This is a genomic window from Alloyangia pacifica (assembly GCF_003111685.1).
Classification (GTDB): domain Bacteria; phylum Pseudomonadota; class Alphaproteobacteria; order Rhodobacterales; family Rhodobacteraceae; genus Salipiger; species Salipiger pacificus_A.
The window spans coordinates 2,045,183-2,063,131 of record NZ_CP022189.1 but is presented as its reverse complement, the minus strand read 5'-3'; the positions used below and the strand labels follow the sequence as shown (position 1 = coordinate 2,063,131).

Annotated in this window: 16 protein-coding genes and 2 tRNA genes; 11 read left to right on the top strand and 7 right to left on the bottom strand. The window is 68.9% G+C overall.

The window, feature by feature from the left end:
• Positions 1-187: 187 nt before the first annotated feature.
• From CEW88_RS09905 to CEW88_RS09895, 3 genes are all read left to right on the top strand, one after another.
• Positions 188-1,474, top strand: a complete 1,287-nt coding sequence (locus CEW88_RS09905) for a lipoprotein-releasing ABC transporter permease subunit (protein WP_108966379.1) — start codon at positions 188-190, stop codon at positions 1,472-1,474.
• Positions 1,467-2,150 (top strand): ABC transporter ATP-binding protein, encoded by a 684-nt coding sequence (locus CEW88_RS09900; RefSeq protein ID WP_108966377.1) that lies wholly within the window; start codon positions 1,467-1,469, stop codon positions 2,148-2,150. Before CEW88_RS09905 ends, CEW88_RS09900 begins: the two co-directional genes overlap by 8 nt.
• A gap of 126 nt (positions 2,151-2,276) precedes the next feature.
• Positions 2,277-3,122 carry a calcium-binding protein gene (locus tag CEW88_RS09895; protein WP_108966376.1) on the top strand — a complete coding sequence of 282 codons (846 nt, stop codon included), beginning with the start codon at positions 2,277-2,279 and terminating at the stop codon, positions 3,120-3,122.
• Between the two features lie 21 nt (positions 3,123-3,143).
• Here CEW88_RS09895 and CEW88_RS09890 read toward each other — a convergent pair whose 3' ends face one another.
• Complete coding sequence (locus CEW88_RS09890) at positions 3,144-3,575, bottom strand: DMT family transporter (RefSeq protein ID WP_108966374.1); 432 nt, start codon at positions 3,573-3,575, stop codon at positions 3,144-3,146.
• A 205-nt stretch (positions 3,576-3,780) separates the two neighbouring features.
• Between CEW88_RS09890 and CEW88_RS09885 the strand changes: the two genes are divergently transcribed.
• Positions 3,781-4,209, top strand: coding sequence for a c-type cytochrome (locus tag CEW88_RS09885; RefSeq protein ID WP_108966372.1), 429 nt, complete (start codon positions 3,781-3,783; stop codon positions 4,207-4,209).
• Positions 4,210-4,243: 34 nt separating this feature from the next.
• Here the strand turns inward: CEW88_RS09885 and CEW88_RS09880 are convergent, their stop codons facing one another.
• Positions 4,244-4,834 carry a TetR/AcrR family transcriptional regulator gene (locus tag CEW88_RS09880; protein ID WP_108966370.1) on the bottom strand — a complete coding sequence of 197 codons (591 nt, stop codon included), beginning with the start codon at positions 4,832-4,834 and terminating at the stop codon, positions 4,244-4,246.
• Between the two features lie 129 nt (positions 4,835-4,963).
• Here CEW88_RS09880 and CEW88_RS09875 point away from each other — a divergent pair, with 129 nt between their 5' ends.
• The 6 genes from CEW88_RS09875 (at position 4,964) to CEW88_RS09850 (ending at position 10,181) form a co-directional block, all read left to right on the top strand.
• Positions 4,964-5,266, top strand: coding sequence for a hypothetical protein (locus CEW88_RS09875; protein ID WP_108966368.1), 303 nt, complete (start codon positions 4,964-4,966; stop codon positions 5,264-5,266).
• Between the two features lie 130 nt (positions 5,267-5,396).
• Complete coding sequence (locus CEW88_RS09870) at positions 5,397-6,689, top strand: homoserine dehydrogenase (RefSeq protein ID WP_108966366.1); 1,293 nt, start codon at positions 5,397-5,399, stop codon at positions 6,687-6,689.
• Positions 6,690-6,837: 148 nt separating this feature from the next.
• The gene (gene glpX / locus CEW88_RS09865; RefSeq protein ID WP_108966364.1) at positions 6,838-7,806 is read left to right on the top strand and encodes a class II fructose-bisphosphatase; all 969 of its coding nucleotides are present in this window, start codon (positions 6,838-6,840) and stop codon (positions 7,804-7,806) included.
• Between the two features lie 224 nt (positions 7,807-8,030).
• Positions 8,031-9,776, top strand: a complete 1,746-nt coding sequence (gene recJ, locus CEW88_RS09860; protein ID WP_108966363.1) for a single-stranded-DNA-specific exonuclease RecJ — start codon at positions 8,031-8,033, stop codon at positions 9,774-9,776.
• A gap of 131 nt (positions 9,777-9,907) precedes the next feature.
• Positions 9,908-9,982, top strand: a tRNA-Glu gene (locus CEW88_RS09855).
• A gap of 124 nt (positions 9,983-10,106) precedes the next feature.
• Positions 10,107-10,181: transfer RNA gene (locus CEW88_RS09850), tRNA-Glu, on the top strand.
• Positions 10,182-10,327: 146 nt separating this feature from the next.
• On the opposite strand, the gene CEW88_RS09845 is transcribed toward CEW88_RS09850, so the two are convergent.
• The 5 genes from CEW88_RS09845 to CEW88_RS09825 all read right to left on the bottom strand — a co-directional run bounded on the left by CEW88_RS09845 (position 10,328) and on the right by CEW88_RS09825 (position 16,308).
• Positions 10,328-11,614 (bottom strand): amidohydrolase family protein, encoded by a 1,287-nt coding sequence (locus CEW88_RS09845; RefSeq protein ID WP_108966361.1) that lies wholly within the window; start codon positions 11,612-11,614, stop codon positions 10,328-10,330.
• Positions 11,615-12,562 (bottom strand): ABC transporter permease, encoded by a 948-nt coding sequence (locus CEW88_RS09840; protein WP_108966359.1) that lies wholly within the window; start codon positions 12,560-12,562, stop codon positions 11,615-11,617. It lies immediately after the preceding gene.
• Positions 12,559-13,605, bottom strand: coding sequence for an ABC transporter permease (locus CEW88_RS09835; RefSeq protein WP_108966357.1), 1,047 nt, complete (start codon positions 13,603-13,605; stop codon positions 12,559-12,561). The genes CEW88_RS09840 and CEW88_RS09835 overlap by 4 nt, the downstream gene beginning before the upstream one ends.
• 116 nt (positions 13,606-13,721) lie before the next feature.
• Positions 13,722-15,260, bottom strand: coding sequence for an ABC transporter ATP-binding protein (locus CEW88_RS09830; RefSeq protein ID WP_108966356.1), 1,539 nt, complete (start codon positions 15,258-15,260; stop codon positions 13,722-13,724).
• 22 nt (positions 15,261-15,282) lie between these two features.
• A complete protein-coding gene (locus CEW88_RS09825; RefSeq protein WP_108966354.1) occupies positions 15,283-16,308 on the bottom strand; it encodes a BMP family protein in 1,026 nt (341 codons plus the stop codon).
• A 367-nt stretch (positions 16,309-16,675) separates the two neighbouring features.
• Here CEW88_RS09825 and CEW88_RS09820 point away from each other — a divergent pair, with 367 nt between their 5' ends.
• Positions 16,676-17,920: a malonyl-CoA decarboxylase gene (locus CEW88_RS09820; RefSeq protein ID WP_108966352.1), complete on the top strand. Its 1,245-nt coding sequence runs from the start codon at positions 16,676-16,678 to the stop codon at positions 17,918-17,920.
• Positions 17,921-17,949 lie beyond the last annotated feature (29 nt).

The window sequence follows — 17,949 nt, the reverse complement described above, 5'->3', positions numbered from 1 at the left end:
CGGAGATATGCCGCAGCGCAATAGCTCTGGCAATAGGCCGGGCACAGCCGCCACCCGCCGCGATCCCGCGCCCCGCGCCACACGGGCGCCCCGGTCACAGCACCGTAGGGCCGGGCGGCGAGGGATTGACCCCGCCGGGGGTTGCGGTCAGGTTCGCGCGCGACAAGCTGACCCTGAAAGAGTGCCCATGGCCCGTACCCCGCCGCCCTTTGCCCCCTTCGAATGGATGATCGCCTGGCGCTACCTGCGTGCCCGGCGCGCCGAGGGCGGCGTCAGCGTGATGACCTGGATCAGCCTCATCGGCATCACGCTCGCGGTCTTCGCGCTGATTGCCACGCTCTCGGTGCGCTCGGGCTTCAGGGCCGAGTTCGTCGACACGATCCTCGGCTCCAACGCCCATGTGACGGTCTACTCTTCGGCCCGTGTCGACGACGAGGGCCGCACCCTGCGCACCTTCGAGGACTATGCAGACCGAGCGAAAGCCGTGGCCGAGGTGCCCGGCGTCGAACGGGCCGCGCCGCTGGTCAAGGGGCAGGTCATGGCCAATGCCAACGGCCGCAATGCCGGGGTCGAGGTCTTCGGCATCTCGGGCGAGGACCTGCAGGGCATCCGCCGTGTCGTCGATCCCGAGACCGGGCGCGGCGATCTCTCGCGCTTCGGGAGTGGCATCGCGCTCGGCTCGGGCGTGGCGCGCGAGCTGGGGGTGGATGTGGGCGATCAGGTGAAACTCATCTCGCCCGACGGGGTGAAGACGGCCTTCGGCATTTCCCCCCGGGTCAAGGCCTACGAGGTGGTCTGGGTGTTCACCGCCGGGCGCTACGACATCGACCGGACCCGCGCCTACATGCCCTTCGAGGAGGCGCAGCTCTACTTCAACCGCGAAGGCGCGGCGGATGAGCTCGAGGTGATGGTGGACGACCCCGAAGCCGTCGACAGCATGGCCACGGCGATCCAGCAGGCCGCCGGGCAGGGCGCGCTGGTCTGGACATGGCAGGACGCCTCGGGCGGCTTCCTGCGTGCGCTCGAGGTGGAGGACAACGTGATGTTCGTGATCCTCTCGGTGCTGGTCCTCATCGCCACGATGAACATCGTTTCCGGCCTCATCATGCTGGTCAAGAACAAGGGCCGCGACATCGGCATCCTGCGCACCATGGGGCTCACCGAGGGTTCGGTGCTGCGGGTCTTCTTCATCTGCGGCGCCTTCACCGGGGTGATCGGCACGATCCTCGGGGTGATCCTCGGCTGCCTTTTCGCCATCTACATCGACCCGATCTTCTCCTTCGTGAACTACGTCGCGGGCGGCGGCGTCTGGGATCCGGCGGTGCGCGGCATCTATTCGCTTCCCGCCAAGCTGCAATGGGCCGACGTCTTCGCCGCCATGGCGCTCTCGCTCGGCCTCAGCTTCATCGTGACCATCTTCCCCGCGCGCCGTGCCGCGCGCATGAACCCCGTGGAGGCGCTGCGCTATGAGTGATCCCGTCCTGCGCCTCTCGGGCATCGAGAAGTTCTACAACCGCGGCAAGCCCAACGAGGTGCAGGTGCTGCGCGGCGCCGAGCTGCAGGTCGGCCGCGGCGAGGTGGTGGCGCTGGTCGCCCCCTCGGGCGCGGGCAAGTCGACGCTGCTGCACATCGCCGGTCTGCTCGACACCGCCGACGCGGGCGAGGTGGCGATCGCGGGCGAGGTGCTCGGCGGCAAGTCCGACCGCCGCCGCACCATCGTGCGCCGGCAGGAGGTGGGCTTTGTCTACCAGTTTCACCACCTGCTGCCCGAGTTCACCGCGCTCGAGAACATCACCCTGCCGCAACTCGCCAACGGCGTGCCGCCAAAAGAGGCCGCGGCCCGGGCGCGCCAGCTTCTGGCGTCGGTCGAGCTCGAAGGCCGCGCCGCGCATCGTCCGGCGGCCATGTCCGGCGGCGAGCAGCAGCGCGTCGCCTTCTGCCGCGCCATGGCCAATGCGCCGAAGCTGCTGCTGGCGGACGAACCGACGGGCAACCTCGATCCGGCGACTTCGGACCGCGTCTTCGGCGCGCTGATGACGCTGGTGCGTGAGACAGGTCTCTCGGCGCTCATCGCCACGCACAATCTCGAGCTGGCGGGCCGCATGGACCGGCAGGTCGAGCTGCGCGAGGGGCGGCTGGTCGCGCTCTGAGCGCGGCCGCCGGGCGTTTCTCAGGAAGACCCCGGCAGGGCCGCGACCGCGCCAGATTTTCGTCACACTCCGGCGGCAGGGTCCGGGCGAAACGCCTCATGACCCTGCACCTCCCCGGACGCCCCCATGCCCCTCGAATTCCTCATCGCGCTCACGGCGCTCCTGCCTTTCGCCGTTGCCGCGTTTCCCTTCGACAAGAGCGGTGACGATGAGGACGCCTCGGACGCTCTCGCGGTGGACGAAATCGAGACCGGCGGCGAAGACATGATTCTCCCCATCGAGGAGGACGACGCGGATCCCGCGACCGAAGAGGGAACGGGCGACGGCACCCCCGAGGACATCACGGGCGAGGCGGAGACCGAAACGCCCGGCGCCACCGCCGAGGAGGACACCTCCGGCATCGACACCCACACGATCATCGGCAACGACGGCGACGACACGCTCTCGGGCAGCGAGACCGGCGACACGCTTTTCGGCGGCGCTGGAGGCGATGTGATCTACGGGTTTGCGGGCTCCGACAGCATCGACGCGGGCGGCGGCGCGGATTACGCCGAGGGCGGCAGCGGCGGCGACACGATCGCCGGTGGCGCAGGTGCCGACACGGTGATGGGCGGCTCGGGCGATGACCTGCTCTGGGGCTCGGACGCGGAGGGCGACGACGGCGAGGCCGACCTGCTCATCGGCGGCAGCGGCGACGACACGCTGACGCTTGGCGCCGGCGACCTCGGTCTCGGTGGGGCAGGGGCCGACCGCTTCGTGCTCGCCGACGGCGCGGTCATCGAGGATTTCGACGAGGCCGAGGACATGGTCGTCTTCACCTACGAGGGCGACATCGCCCCCGAGATCGTCTCGCAGGTCGCCGGCCCGTCGGGACTGGTGGTCACGCTGGACAATGGTGCCTCGGTGACGTTGGTCGGCCGCAGCGCGCCGATCACCTCGGACAGCGTCGCCTTCCTCGGCGCGGCGGCCTGAGGCGCGGCCTGACGCAGGGCCTCAGCGCTGCGCGAGGAAGACGCCGGCCGCCATCATCGCCAGCCCCAGCCCGCGCCGCGCGCTGATCGGTGTGGCGATCACGCCGAAAAGCCCGAAATGGTCGATCGCCGCGGCGCTGATGAGCTGCCCCAGCAGCACGAAGAACACCGCTCGCCCGACCCCGAAGGTCGGGGCGACATAGGTGACGCTGAGCACGTAGAAGGCGACGAAGAGCCCGGCAAGGAACAGGGACTTCGGGGCATCCGCCGCCCGCGCGAGGGGGCGGACGTCGAGCGAGACAAGCACGATCAGGCTGGCACACAACGCAACGCAGAAGAGGATCACCGCCGCTGCCGCGGGCGAGCCCATCCAGACACCGAGCCGCGAATTGAGCGCGGCGAGCACCGGTATGCCGATCCCGGCGGCGAGCATGATCAGGGCTTGAGTGGGCATTTGCGGACTCCGTCTTCGCTGTCGGCGCGACATTGGCGCGACCTGCGGTGAATGTCACCGTCGAAACCGGGCACTGGAATGTCCTCGGGTCTGATCCGGGGTTGATCCGTCCGCGGTGCCGGGCGACACAGGGGAAAGGGGACAGGGACAACCGCGCTGCAAGGCCGGGCCCGGCCCCGGACGACATGTTGAGGGAGCACGCGCAATGAACACGGTGATGAAGGGCGGGATCTGGGCGATCTCCGCGGCGGGGCTGCTGGGCCTTGGGGCCTGTATGGAGGCCTCCATGCCCGAAGCGGCGGACGGCCAGGCGCTGTTCATGGACTATTGCGCGTCCTGCCATGGCACCACGGCGGTCGGCAACGGGCCGCTTGCGGCGGATCTCGGGATTACCCCCGCCGATCTCACCCATATTGCCGCGCGCCGCGGCGGCGAGTTCCCCCGCGCCGAGGTTCTCTCGATGATCGATGGCTACGCGCGCTCCGATATGGAGGGGCCGGGCATGCCGGAATTCGGCGAATTGCTGAAGGGCGAGGAAGTGCCGCTCGACACCGGCGACGGCATCCTGACGCCGACGCCGCGCAAGATGGTGGCGTTGATGGAATACCTCGAGTCGATTCAGGTCACCGACTGAGGCCGCGCCCCTTGCAGGGCGTCCGGCGCGGCGCCTAGGCCGCGCCCACCGCCTTGCGCGCCATGTCCCAGTAGAGCGCGGCGACCTCCTGCTCGGAGAGCCGCCCGCCTTCGCGGTACCAGGTGTTCACCCCGGTCAGCATGCCGATCAGCGCAAAGGCGGCGATCCGCGTGTCGGGCACCGAAAGCTGACCCGCCGCCTGTCCGTCGCGCAGGATCTGCTCAAGCACCCCTTCGTAGCGTCTGCGCAGCGCCTCGATCTGCGCGAAGTTCTCCGGCTCGAGGTTGCGCAGCTCCATGTAGGAGATGAAGATCGATTCCGCGCGCCGCAGGGTGAAGCGGATGTGAAAGCGCACAAAGGCCTCGAGCCGGGCCAGCGGATCGGCGGCATGCGGCTCGGCCTCCCAGGCCTCCAGAAGCTCGTCCATATGGCCCTTGAGCAGCGAGAAGAGCAGGGCCTGCTTGTCGGGGATGTAATTGTAGAGCGCCCCCGCCTGCACGCCGACCTCCGACGCGATCCGGCGCATCGAGACGGCGGCATAGCCGTGCTTGGCAAAGAGCCGCAGCGCCGCCTCGCGGATCCGCGGCCCGGTGATGTCGGAATGCGATCCTGCGGTACGGGCCATTTCTCTTGTGTATCTGAACGTGCGTTCAGATCAAGCGCGCCGCGCGCCGCCCTTGCCCTGCCGCGGCGCTTGCGGCAAGACGGGCACAGTTTGCCGCGACACCGGCCCGGAAAGCGACCCGAACATCCCATGCGCCTCGTGCTCCTGACCTTCCTTGCCCTGACGGGCGCCTGCACCAACTTCCCCGAGTTCGACGGCTCGCAGAGCCCCGGCGTCGCCCGCGCGCCCTGGCCCCGGCTGGTGCCGCTCTCGGGGCTGCTCGAGGGCCAGCCGCCGGCGCGGACCCAGCCCGAGATGGCCGCGGACCTGGACACCCGTGCCGAGGCGCTGCGCCGCCGCGCCGCCGCGCTGCAGCAGGGCGATGTGGTGGACGAGGGCACCCGCAGGCGCATGGACGGCGGCGTCACCTTCCCCGAGGTTCCGGGCGCGTAAAGCCGGGCGGCCACGGCGCTGCCTTGCGGGCGCTGCCGCGCCCTTCCGCGACGTTGCACCCGCGCCGCGATACGGCTAAGGCAACGGCGACCAAATCACCTGAAGACACCGAAGAAGAAGGATCCCGCAAATGTCTGAACCTCTGCGCCTGGGGATTGCGGGCCTTGGCACCGTTGGTGCCGGCGTCGTCAAGATCGTGCAACAAAAGGCGGCGCTGCTCGGCGCCCGCTCTGGCCGCGAAATCGTCATCTCGGCGGTCTCGGCGCGCAACCGGGACAAGGACCGCGGCGTCTCGCTGGCCGATTATGCCTGGGAGGACGACCCCGTCGCCCTTGCCAAGCGCGACGACATCGACGTGCTGGTCGAGCTGATGGGTGGCTCCGACGGACCTGCCAAAGCCGCCACCGAGGCCGCGCTGAAACTCGGCAAGGACGTCGTCACGGCCAACAAGGCGCTGCTGGCCCACCACGGGCAGGCGTTGGCCGAACTGGCCGACAGCACCGGCGCGGTGCTGCGCTTCGAGGCCGCCGTTGCGGGCGGCATCCCGGTAATCAAGGCGCTGACCGAGGGTCTTTCGGCCAACCGCATTACCCGCGTCATGGGCGTGATGAACGGCACCTGCAACTACATCCTCACGCGGATGGAGAACGCGGGCCTGTCTTACCAGGAAGCCTTCTCCGAGGCAGACGGGCTGGGCTATCTCGAGGCCGATCCCGAGCTCGACGTGGGCGGCATCGACGCTGGCCACAAGCTCTCGCTTCTGTCGTCCATCGCCTATGGCACCCAGGTCGCCTTCGATGCGGTCGAGCTCGAGGGCATCGGCCGGGTCTCGATCGAGGACATCCGCCAGGCCGCCGACATGGGCTACCGCATCAAGCTGCTGGGCGTGTCGCGGATGACCGAGCGCGGGCTCGAACAATCCATGGCGCCGAGCCTCGTGCCCGCTTCCTCCCCGCTTGGTCAGCTCGATGGCGGCACCAACATGGTGGTGATCGAGGGCGACGAGGTTGGCCAGATCGTGCTGCGCGGCGCCGGCGCCGGCGAGGGGCCGACCGCTTCGGCGGTGATGGGCGACGTGATGGACGTGGCACGCGGCACGCGGCTGTCGACCTTCGGCGCCCCGGCCTCGAGCCTGCTGCGGGCGGTCCCGGCCAAGGCGACCACCCCCGCGCCCTATTACCTGCGCATGGCGCTGGCCGACCGGCCCGGCGCGCTCGCCAAGGTCGCCGCGGCGCTCGGCGAGGCGGGCGTGTCGATCAACCGCCTGCGCCAGTACGGCCAGTCCGCCACCGCGGACACCGCCCCGGTGCTGATCGTCACCCACAAGACCACCCGCGAAGCGCTCGATTCGGCGCTGGCGGCCATGGCCGCCACCGGTGTGGTGCATGGCACCCCGGTGGCGCTGCGCATCGAGGCGGTCTGAGGCGCGCGCCGCCCTGCTTTGCCCCCTTCCGGCATCTCTCCGTCCCCGCGCCGTGCTGCGCGGGGACGGTTAGCGCCAGCGGCCTTGCTCTCGTCGGACCGCGCGCGCTACACCCTTTCCAAGCGTCAAATTTTTCAAGGAAGTCTCCATGTCCGCTCCCGTCGATTTCAATGATCGTATGCTTTCCCTGGGCCTCGCCCGGGTCGCCGAACAGGCCGCCATCGCCTCTGCCAGCCTGATCGGCCGCGGCGACGAGAAAGCCGCGGACCAGGCGGCGGTGAACGCCATGCGCGAACAGCTCAACCTTCTGGATATCGCGGGCGTCGTGGTGATCGGCGAGGGCGAGCGCGACGAGGCACCGATGCTCTACATCGGCGAGGAAGTGGGCACCGGCAACGGCCCGGGCGTCGACATTGCGCTCGACCCGCTCGAAGGCACCACGCTGACCGCCAAGGACATGCCGAACGCGCTGACCGTCATCGCCATGGGCCCGCGCGGCTCGATGCTGCACGCGCCCGACGTCTACATGGACAAGCTGGCGATCGGCCCGGGCTTTGCTCAGGGCGTGGTGACGCTCGACATGACTCCCTCCGAGCGCGTCGCGGCGCTGGCCGAGGCCAAGGGCTGCGCGATGACCGACATCACCGTCTGCATCCTCGAGCGTCCGCGCCACGAAGAGCTGATCGCCGAGGTCCGCGCCACCGGCGCCGGCATCCGGCTGATCACCGACGGCGACGTCGCCGGCGTGATGCATTGCGCCGAGCCCGACATCACCGGCATCGACATGTACATGGGCTCGGGCGGCGCGCCCGAGGGCGTGCTCGCGGCGGCGGCACTGAAGTGCATGGGCGGCCAGATGTACGGCCGTCTGCTGTTCCGCAACGACGACGAGCGCGGCCGCGCCGCCAAGGCCGGCATCACCGATCTCGACAAGATCTACGCCCGCGACGAGCTGGTCACCGCCGACGTGATCTTCGCCGCCACCGGGGTGACCAACGGCTCGATTCTCTCGGGCATCAAGCGCTCGCCGGGCTGGATCGAGACCGAGACCATCCTGATGCGTTCGAAGACCGGCTCGGTGCGCCGCGTGCAGTACCGCAACCCCTTCGAGGGCTAAACGCGGGGCGGCTGTTGCCGGATTTGCGTCTTTGGAAAGTGAAGGAGGGGCTTGCATCGCGCGGGCCCCTTCCGCGTTTCACGGCCCCGGTGTCTTCTCTTTGCAGATAGGCAGATTGTGCGCTCTGCGCACGCGCGGCGCCGGGCAGGGGAGGCCCGTTCCGTTCCGCGACGTTTCACGCTAGGAGGGGGCGGTTCGAGGCAAAGAAGAAACGCGAGGGGCGCATGAGCTATCTGGGTGTGGAGCAGTCGCTGACCGGGCGGCGCTGGGTCGGTCCGGCGGTCGAGGTCGAGCGGCAGGCCGAGGCGCTGGCGCAGGCCACCCACCTGCCGCGGCCGCTCTGCGCGGTGCTGGCGCGGCTCGGCGTGCCGGGCGAGGAAGTGCCGGGGTTCCTCGATCCCAAGCTGCGCGACCTGATGCCCGACCCACGGGTGATGCGCGACATGGAGAAAGCGTCTGGCCGCATCCTTCAGGCGGTGCGCAGCCGCGAGCGCATCGCCATCTTCGCCGATTACGACGTCGACGGCGGAAGCTCGGCGGCGCTGCTGATCGACTGGCTGCGCCAGCTCGGCCTCGAGGCGACGCTCTACGTGCCCGACCGCATCGACGAGGGTTATGGCCCCAACGTGCCCGCCATGCAGCAGCTCGCCTCGGCGCATGACCTGATCATCTGCGTCGACTGCGGCACGCTCTCGCACGACCCCATCGCCGCGGCCTCGGGCGCGGATGTGGTGGTGCTCGATCACCACCTCGGCGGCGAGACGCTGCCCGACTGCGTCGCCGTCGTGAACCCCAACCGGCAGGACGAGGACGGCGCGCTGGCGCATCTCTGCGCGGCTGCCGTGGTCTTCATGGTGCTGGTCGATTGCGGGCGGCAGATCCGCGAGGCCGGGGCCAAGGGCCCGGACCTCATGTCGCTGCTCGATCTCGTGGCGCTGGCCACCGTCGCCGACGTGGCGCCCCTGCGCGGGGTGAACCGCGCTTTCGTGCGCTCCGGGCTGCAGGTCATGGCGCGGCGCGCGCGGCCCGGCCTGGTGGCGCTGTCGGACGTGGCGCGGCTCGATACCGCGCCGAGCTCCTACCACCTGGGCTACGTGCTGGGGCCGCGGATCAACGCCGGCGGGCGGATCGGCCAGGCCGACCTTGGCGCGAGGCTGCTCGCCACCCGCGACCGGCACGAGGCAGAGGCGCTGGCCGAGCGGCTCGACAAGCTGAACTCCGAGCGGCGCGAGGTCGAGGAGGCGGTGCGCGCCTCGGCAATCGCCCAGGCCGAGGACCGCGGGCTCGACGCGCCGCTGGTCTGGGCGGCGGGCGAGGGCTGGCATCCGGGCGTGGTGGGCATCGTCGCCTCGCGCCTCAAGGAGATGACCAACCGCCCCTCCGTCGTCATCGGCTTCGAGGGCGGCGAGGGCAAGGGCTCGGGGCGATCGGTCTCGGGTGTCGATCTGGGCGCGAGCATCCAGAAGCTCGCCGCCGAGGGGCTGCTGATCAAGGGCGGCGGGCACAAGATGGCCGCGGGTCTCACCGTGGCCGAGGACAAGCTGGAACCGGCGATGGCGCGTCTTGCCGAGCTTCTCGCAAAGCAGGGCGCGGGGCAGGGCGGCGCGGCCGACCTGCGGCTCGACGGGCTGATGATGCCGGGGGTGGCCAGCACCGACCTCTGCGACCGGCTGGAACAGGCGGGGCCGTTCGGTGCGGGGGCGCCGGGTCCGCGCTTTGCCATGCCCGACGCGCAGATCCTCTTTGCCAAGGAGGTCGGGACCGGGCACCTCAAGATCACCGCCGGGGACGGGCTCGGGGCGAAGATCGACGCCATCTGCTTTGGTGCCTTCGACACGCCGATGGGCCAGGCACTGAGCCAGCACAAGGGCGGACGATTCCACCTCGCCGGGCGCTTCGAGATCAACGAGTGGAACGGGCGGCGCTCGGTGCAGATGCGCCTGGAGGATGCTGCGCCTGCCGCTGGGTAAGTGGATTCTCTTGGGTATTTATCATTTTACATCAGTGTCTTGAGAAAAAGTCACGGATGGGTGAAAAAACCGCAAAATTCCGCTTGCAAGGGGTCGGAGCTTTGACTAGAACGCCCCTCACCAGCCGGCACGGCCCGTTCGTCTATCGGTTAGGACGCCAGGTTTTCAACCTGGAAAGAGGGGTTCGATTCCCCTACGGGCTGCCACTGGTTTTGTTTCTGTCCCCGCGGGGACAGGCAAAACCGGGGTCAGAGACCGGGTCAGCTGGGGTTCATGAGGTTCGCAACAGCCTCTCCACCGGGTCGATAGTTTCGGTGGCCGCGTTGCAATGGCCCGTTCGTCTATCGGTTAGGACGCCAGGTTTTCAACCTGGAAAGAGGGGTTCGATTCCCCTACGGGCTGCCATTTCTCTCAATACAGCATGAACAAGGCAGCGATTGGCACCGCCAAGGGCACGCGCGTTTCGCGGGACATTCTCGCGTTCCCGGCTTGGCCTTGGTGTCCGTGAAAACCGCTGTCCCCGCAGGGACAGCGAATTGTTCCGGCTGCGCTCAGGACTTTACCTTGTGCCGCCGCCGCACGCTGCCGGGACGGCCGGGGAGGGCGAGCTTTGCGTCGTTGCGGGCCTGCTGCGACACCACCTTGCCCTTGGATATCACGCAGAGCCGGTCGGGCCGCAGCCGCAGCGCCTCGATGGGATCCCCCGCATCCAGAACCACCAACGAGGCCATGTTGCCCTCGGCCAGCCCGTAGTCCTCCAGATGCAGGATCTTCGCGTTCTCCTCGGTCACCATGGTGAAGCAGCGGGCCATCTCCTGCGGCGAGGTCATCTGCGCCACGTGCAGCCCCATGAAGGCGACGTCCAGCATGTCGCCGGTGCCGAGCGAGTACCACGGGTCGCGCACGCAGTCCTGCCCCCAGCCGACGCGAATGCCCATGGCCTGCATCTCCTTGACCCGGGTGAGGCCCCGGCGCTTGGGGTAGGTATCATGCCGCCCCTGCAGGGTGATGTTGATCAGCGGGTTGGGAATGGCGGAGATTTCCGCTTCCACGATCAGCGGTAGGAGCTTTGACACGTAATAGTTGTCCATGGAGTGCATCGAGGTGAGGTGGCTGCCCGCCACGCGCCCCTGCAGCCCGAGCCGCTGGGTCTCGAAGGCCAATGCCTCGATGTGACGCGACAGGGGGTCGTCGGTCTCGTCGCAATGGATGTCGACCAGCAGGCCGCGCTCGGCGGCGATCTCGCAAAGCTCCTTCAGCGATGCGGCGCCGTCCGCCATGGTCCGCTCGAAATGGGGGATGCCGCCGACCACGCCGACGCCCATGTCGAGCGCGCGGATCAGGTTCTCGCGCCCCGTGGCGCTGCGCAGGAAGCCGTCCTGCGGAAAGGCGACGAGCTGCAGGTCAAGGTAGGGCTTTACCCGCTCCTGCACCTCGAGCATGGCGGTGACGGTGTTGAGGTGATCAGGCGTGGTGTCCACATGGCTGCGGATCGCCAGCAGGCCCAGAGAGACGGCCCAGTCGCAATATTCCAGCGCGCGGCTGACCATCTCGTCGACCGTCGCCTCTTCGCGCAGCTCGCCCCAGAGGTTGATGCCCTCGAGCAGGGTGCCCGAGGCATTGATCCGCGGGGTGCCGTAGCTGAGCGTCGCATCCATGTGGAAATGCGGATCGACGAAGGGCGGCGAGACGAGGTTGCCCGCGGCATCGATGGTCTCGCCCGCCTCGGAGCCGGTCAGGTCGCCGATGGCGGTGATGCGGCCCTTGGTGATGCCGATATCGGCAATGGTGCCGTCCGGCAGGGTGCCGCCGGTGACGAGGATGTCGAAAGTGGCCATTCAGCGCTCTCCGCTGTTGAAGGGGGTCATCAGCGCTGCGGGCACCTCGGCCCGGCGCGACATGAGGATGAGGGCGAGGATCGACAGCACATAGGGGATCATCAGGAAGACCTGATACGGCACGAACTGTCCCATGGGCGTCTGCTGAAGGCGGATCTGCAGCGCGTCGAAGCCGGCGAACAGCAACGCGCCGAGGAGCGCCTTGCCCGGCTTCCACGCGCCGAAGACCACCAGCGCGATGCAGATCCAGCCGCGGCCGTTGACCATCTCGAAGAAGAAGGACGAGAAGGCCGACATGGTCAGGAAGGCGCCGCCCACGGCCATGAGGCCCGAGCCGACGATGACGGCGCCCATGCGGATCGCGGTGACAGAGAGGCCCTGTGCTTCGACCGCCTGCGGGCTCTCGCCTGCCGCGCGTACCGCGAGGCCGAGCGGCGTGCGGTAGAGCACCAACGCCACGACGGCCACGCAACCGAAGGCCGCCCAGGTGAGCGCGGTCTGCGAAAAGAGCGCCTGCCCGAGCCAGGGGATGTCCGAGAGCCCCGGGATGTGCAGAGGCTGGAAGGGCGTGATGCGCGGCGGGCTGGTGACCTCGGGCAGGGCGAGGCGGTAGGCGTAATAGGCCGAGGATGTGGCCAGCATGGTGATGCCGAGCCCGACGACGTGTTGCGACAGGCCGAAGGGCACCGTCAGCAGCGCGTGGAGCGCACCAAAGGCCATGCCCGCCAGCAGCGCCACCAGCACCCCGGGCCAGAGCCCGAGCCCCGCGTAGACCGCCATCCAGCCGGCGAAGGCGCCGAAGACCATGATGCCCTCGATGCCGAGGTTCAGAACGCCGGCGCGCTCGCAGATCAGCTCTCCGAGCGTGGCGAAGATCAGCGGCGAGGCGATGCGCAGCACCGCGGCCCAGAAGCTGGCGGAGAGGAGGATATCGACGATCTCGGTCATCCGCGCACCACCCGGAACCTTGTCAGAAGGATCGCCAGCACCATGAAGAGCAGCGCGGCGGCCAAGAGGATGTCGGCGATATAGGTCGGGACCCCCGCGGCGCGCGACATGCTGTCGGCACCTACGAAGATCCCCGCCACGAAGAGCGCCGAGACGATGACCCCAAGGGGGTGCAAGAGCGCCAGCATGGCGACGACGATGCCGGTGTAGCCGAAGCCGGGCGAGAGATCGGCGGTGAGGTTGCCCTTCAGCCCCGCCACCTCGGAAAAGCCCGCCAGCGCCGCCAGCCCGCCGGAGATCAGCGCGGTCTTGACCAGCACCCTGCCGACCGGAATGCCGGCGAAGCGCGCCGCCTCGGGGTTGAGGCCGGTGGCGCGGATTTCGTAGCCGAGCGTGGTGCGGGTCTGCATGACCCAGACGGCCGCCGCCGAGATCAGCGCCAGACCGAACCCCCAGTGCAGCCGCAGCCCCTCGACGATCCGCGGCAGGCGGGCATCGCGCGGCAGGGCCGAGGACTTCGGCCAGCCCATGCCTATCGGGTCCTTCAGCGGGCCCTCGAGCAGGTAGGAGATGAACAGCGCCATGATGAAGTTGAGCAGCAAGGTTGTGACCACCTCGTCGACACCGAGCCGGGTCTTCAGCAGCACCGGCCCGAGCAGCACCAGCGCCCCCGCCAGCACCGCGGCGAGTGCCATGAGCGGCAGGGCGAGCGGGCCGGGCAGGCCGAATTGCGTGCCGATGATCACGGTGAGAAGCGCGCCCGCGTAAAGCTGCGCCTCGGCGCCGATGTTCCAGAGCTTGGCGCGGAAGGCGACCGAGACCGCGAGCCCGGTGAAAATGAGCGGCGTGGCGCGGTTGAGCGTCTCAAGAAGCGCGAACTTCGAGCCGGCGGCGCCGCGGGCGATGAGGCCAAGCGTGGCGAGCGGGTCGGCCCCGGCGATGAGGGCCAGCCCCATGGCGACGAGCACCGTGGCGCCGAGTGCCAATGCGGGCAGGCCGAATCTGCGGGCTGGCGAAGGGGCGGTTATGGGATCAAGGCGCATGGGGGGCTCTGGCGGGCTGTGACTCTGCCCCGCGTGCGGCGCAGGTGGAGGGCGCGGGATGTGCGTACTTACGAAGAGAAGAAGGGCGGAGGGAGCCTGTGAGGTCAGGGTGGATTTCAGGCGGCATCGTCGAATCCCTGTCCGGCCATCCATTGGCCCAGCTCGGCGGGGGTCTTGCTGCCGCGCGGGAACTCCGGCGAGAGGCGGCCTTCGCAGATCACCCGGACCACGTCGGAGAGGATCAGCACCTCGTCGAGATCCTCGGAGATCAGCAGCACGGCGGCGCCGGCGTCGCGGGCGGCGATGAGACGCTCCTGCACGTAGGTGACCGCGCCGATGTCGAGGCCCCGCACGGGCTGATTGGCGAGGATGATCATGGGCTGCGCTTCGAGCACCCGGCCAAGAATGAGCTTTTGCATGTTGCCGCCCGAGAGCAGGCGGATGCGAGTCTCGGGGCCGGGGCAGCGGACGTCGTAGATCTTGATGATATCTTCGGCGGCGCGGCGGGCGGCGGACCAGTCCATCCAGCCGCGGCGCGCCATCGGAGACTCAGCGTAGCGCTCGAGCACGGCGTTCTCGGCAAGGGTGAAATCGGCGATGGTGCCGGTCCTGTGCCGGTCCTCGGGGATGCGGCCGATGCGGGCGTCGAGCGCGCCTCGGGGGGTCCAGTCCGTGATCTGCTTGCCCGCCAGTTCCATGATCCCCGCGCTGGGCGCCTCGAGACCCGAGAGCAGGTCGGCGAGCGCGCCCTGGCCATTGCCGGAGACCCCGGCGAGGCCGAGGATCTGCCCGGCCTTCAGCTCAAGGTCGACGCCGCGCAGCCCGGTGCGGTTGCCGCGGGCGGGGGTGAAGACCTGTTTGAGCTGCAGAAGCGTCGCGCCGGGACGGGCTTCGGCGGGGGCGGGCGGGGTGATCTCGGCGCCGACCATCATCTCGGCGAGCTGGTGGCGGTCGGTCTTGGCAGTCGCCACCTCGCCGACGAGCTTGCCATGGCGGAGGACCAGCACGCGCGACGAGACCGCCATGACCTCGTGCAGCTTGTGCGAGATGAAGATCACCGAAAGCCCCTGCGCCACCGCCTTGCGCAGCGTTTCGAAGAGCGCGTCGCTTTCCTGCGGGGTGAGCACGGCGGTGGGCTCGTCGAGGATGAGGATGCGGGCGTCGCGGTAGAGGGCCTTGAGGATCTCGACCCGCTGCCGCTCGCCCACCGAGAGGGTCGCGACGCGGGCATCGGGGTGCACCGACAGGCCGAAATCGCGGGAGAGCTGCTGCACCCGCCGCCGGGCCGCCGCGCGGCCGAGGCCGGGCGACCAGAGCGGCGCGGTGCCGAGCAGGATGTTCTCGAGCACGGTCATATTGCCGGCGAGGGTGAAATGCTGGTGCACCATGCCCACGCCCGCCGCCAGCGCCGCGCCGGGCAGGCCGGGGGGCAGGGGCTGGCCGAAGACTTCGACGCTGCCCGCGTCGGCGGTGTAATGGCCGAAGAGGATGTTCATCAGCGTGGTCTTGCCGGCGCCGTTCTCGCCGAGCAGCGCCACGACCTCGCCGCGCGCCAGCGTAAAACTGATGGTGTCATTGGCGGTCAGCGCGCCGAAGCGCTTGGTGATGCCGGAAAGGCGCAGGACGATGTCCTGCGCCTCCTTGGTCCTGGTCATTGCCGGGTCCTCAGCCGCGCCCTCACGAGGACTTGGGCTCTTCGTCGTTGATCTCGACGGTGAAGGACCCGTCCTTGATCGCCGCTTCCTTCTCGGCCACCAGATCAAGCGCCTCCTGCGGGACCTTGCCCTCGAAGGTGCCGAGCGGGGCGAGCGCGCAGCCGCCTTCCTTCATGAACGAATAGATGCCGTAGTTCTCGGCAGAGAAGCTGCCGCTCGCCACCTTCTCCAGCGCCGCCGCCAGCGTCGGGCCGAAGTCCCAGAGCGCCGAGGCGACCACGGTCTCGGGGTAGTCGGCCTGCGTGTCGATGACGTTGCCGATCGCCAGCACGCCCTTTTCCTGCGCCGCGTCCGACACGCCGAAGCGCTCGGCGTAGAGCATGTCGGCGCCGTTTTCGATCATCGCGAAGGCGGTTTCCTTGGCCTTGGGCGGATCGAACCAGGAGCCGATGAAGCTGACCTGGAAGGTCGCTTCGGGTTTGACCTCGCGCACGCCGGCCATGAAGGCGTGCATGAGGCGGTTCACCTCGGGGATCGGGAAGCCGCCGACCATGCCGATGTTGCCGGTCTCGCTCATCGCGCCGGCGATGATGCCCGACAGGTACGAAGCATCCTGGATGTAGTTGTCGAAAACGCCGAGGTTCGGGTAGGCCTCGTCGGGCAGGAAGGACGAACCCAGCAGGAAGGCCGTGTCCGGGTAGTCGAGCACGACCTCGCGGGCCTCCTGCTCGACGCCGAAGATCTCGCCGACGATGAGCTGCGCGCCGCTCTCGGCATATTCACGCATGACGCGGGGGTAGTCGGTGTTGGCGGTGTTCTCGGAGTAGGTGTAGCTGATCAGCCCCGCCGCCTTGGCCGCTTCGGCAGCGACGTGGATGCGGCTCACCCATTGCTGCTCGACCGGCACGGTGTAGATGCCGGCGACGCTGATCGGCTCCTGCGCCATCAGCTTGCCTGCGAGCCCGGTGCTGGCGAGCGCGGCGAGCCCGCCGGTGGTTTTCAGCAGTCCGCGCCGGGTCAGCCTCCCGGCCGTTGTGTCGATTGCCATCCGTCTGTCCTTTTCCATCCCTGTGGGTGTTTTGTGAATTTTTTACCAAGCGGTAAGGAGCGCGCCGATTCGTGGCAATTGCCCGCGCCGCTGGAGGGGGGATTTTTGCCCAAGCGGCAGGCAGAGGCGGGGCAGATGCCTAGGCAGTGGGCATTCTTCCGCGGGCTGGCGCCCCGGCGTAACGGCACCCTGCGCCACTTCGCTGCGCGGGCTCCCCGGGATATTTGGCCCTAGAACAAAGGGGGCTGGACGAAAGCGGGGAATATCGCGCGGATCGGAGGCGTTGGCGCGAACAGGCTTGTCAGGCGGACCGGGGCTGCGCACCCTTGGGCGAGAGTGGGCGCGCGGCGCCGGGAAAGGAGTTCGCATGAGTCTTTTCGCCGATTTGCTCAGCACGATCTTTGATCGCCGCGCCGGGGCGGTGCCGCGGCTCCGGCGTGATCCGCGGGCGCTGCCGGAACTGGTGACGGAGCTTCTGGAGGCGCGCAGCGAGACCGTCGCGGCGACGCTGGCGCGGCACGTGCTGCAGCGCTACGACGGCATGTCCGGCGAGGAGAAGCTCGTCGCCTTTCACGGGCTCGCCGCACTCAACGTCGATGCCGAGGCGGTGCGTGCGGCTCTCGCGGCCTATGAGGCCGAACCCTCGGGGCGCAGCTACCGCGCCTTCATGGCCGCCGCCGAGCCGCCGCGGGCCGAGCTTCTGCGTCGGCTCAACATGGTGCCCGGGGCGACCGAACGGCTGGTGCGCATGCGCGCCGATCTGCTGCGGCATGGCCGTGGCGAGCCCGAGCTCGAAGCGCTGGACGAGGATTTCCGGCACCTGTTCAAGAGCTGGTTCAACCGGGGGTTCCTGGTGCTGCGGCCAATCAGTTGGGAGAGCCCGGCGCATGTGCTCGAAAAAATCATCGCCTACGAGGCGGTGCATGCGATCCAGAGCTGGGACGACCTGCGCCGCCGGCTCGCGCCGCCCGACCGGCGCTGCTTTGCCTTCTTCCATCCCGCGATGCCCGACGAGCCGCTGATCTTTGTCGAGGTGGCGCTGACCCGCGGCGTGCCGGGCTCGATCCAGGCCTTGCTCGAGGAGGGGCGCGTGCCGCTGGAGGAAGCCGGTGCCGATACCGCGGTGTTCTACTCGATCTCCAACTGCCAGCCAGGACTGGCGGGGATTTCCTTTGGCAATTCGCTGATCAAGCAGGTGGCGTCGGATCTCGCCAGCACCCTGCCGGGGCTGAAGACCTTCGTGACGCTGTCGCCGATCCCCGGGCTGGTGCGCTGGCTGGAAGAGCAGGGGGTGGCTTACGATCCGCAGGATGCCAAGCGCATGACCCAGCTCGCGGCGCATTACCTGCTGACCGCCAAGCGCGGCGACGGTCGCCCGCGCGATCCGGTGGCGCGCTTCCATCTCGGCAATGGCGCCATGGTGCAGGCGGTGCACGCGGGGGCCGACTTATCGGAAAACGGCGTGCGGCAGTCAGGCGGGGCGATGGTCAACTATCTCTACGATCTGTCGAAGGTCGAGCAGTACCACGACCGCTTTGCCGAGAGCGGCGAGGTGATCGCCTCGGGGCCGGTGAAATCGCTGTCGGCGGGGCGGGAGAAGGCGCAGGTGTGAGCGGGCTTGCGCTGTGGGCCTAAATCGGG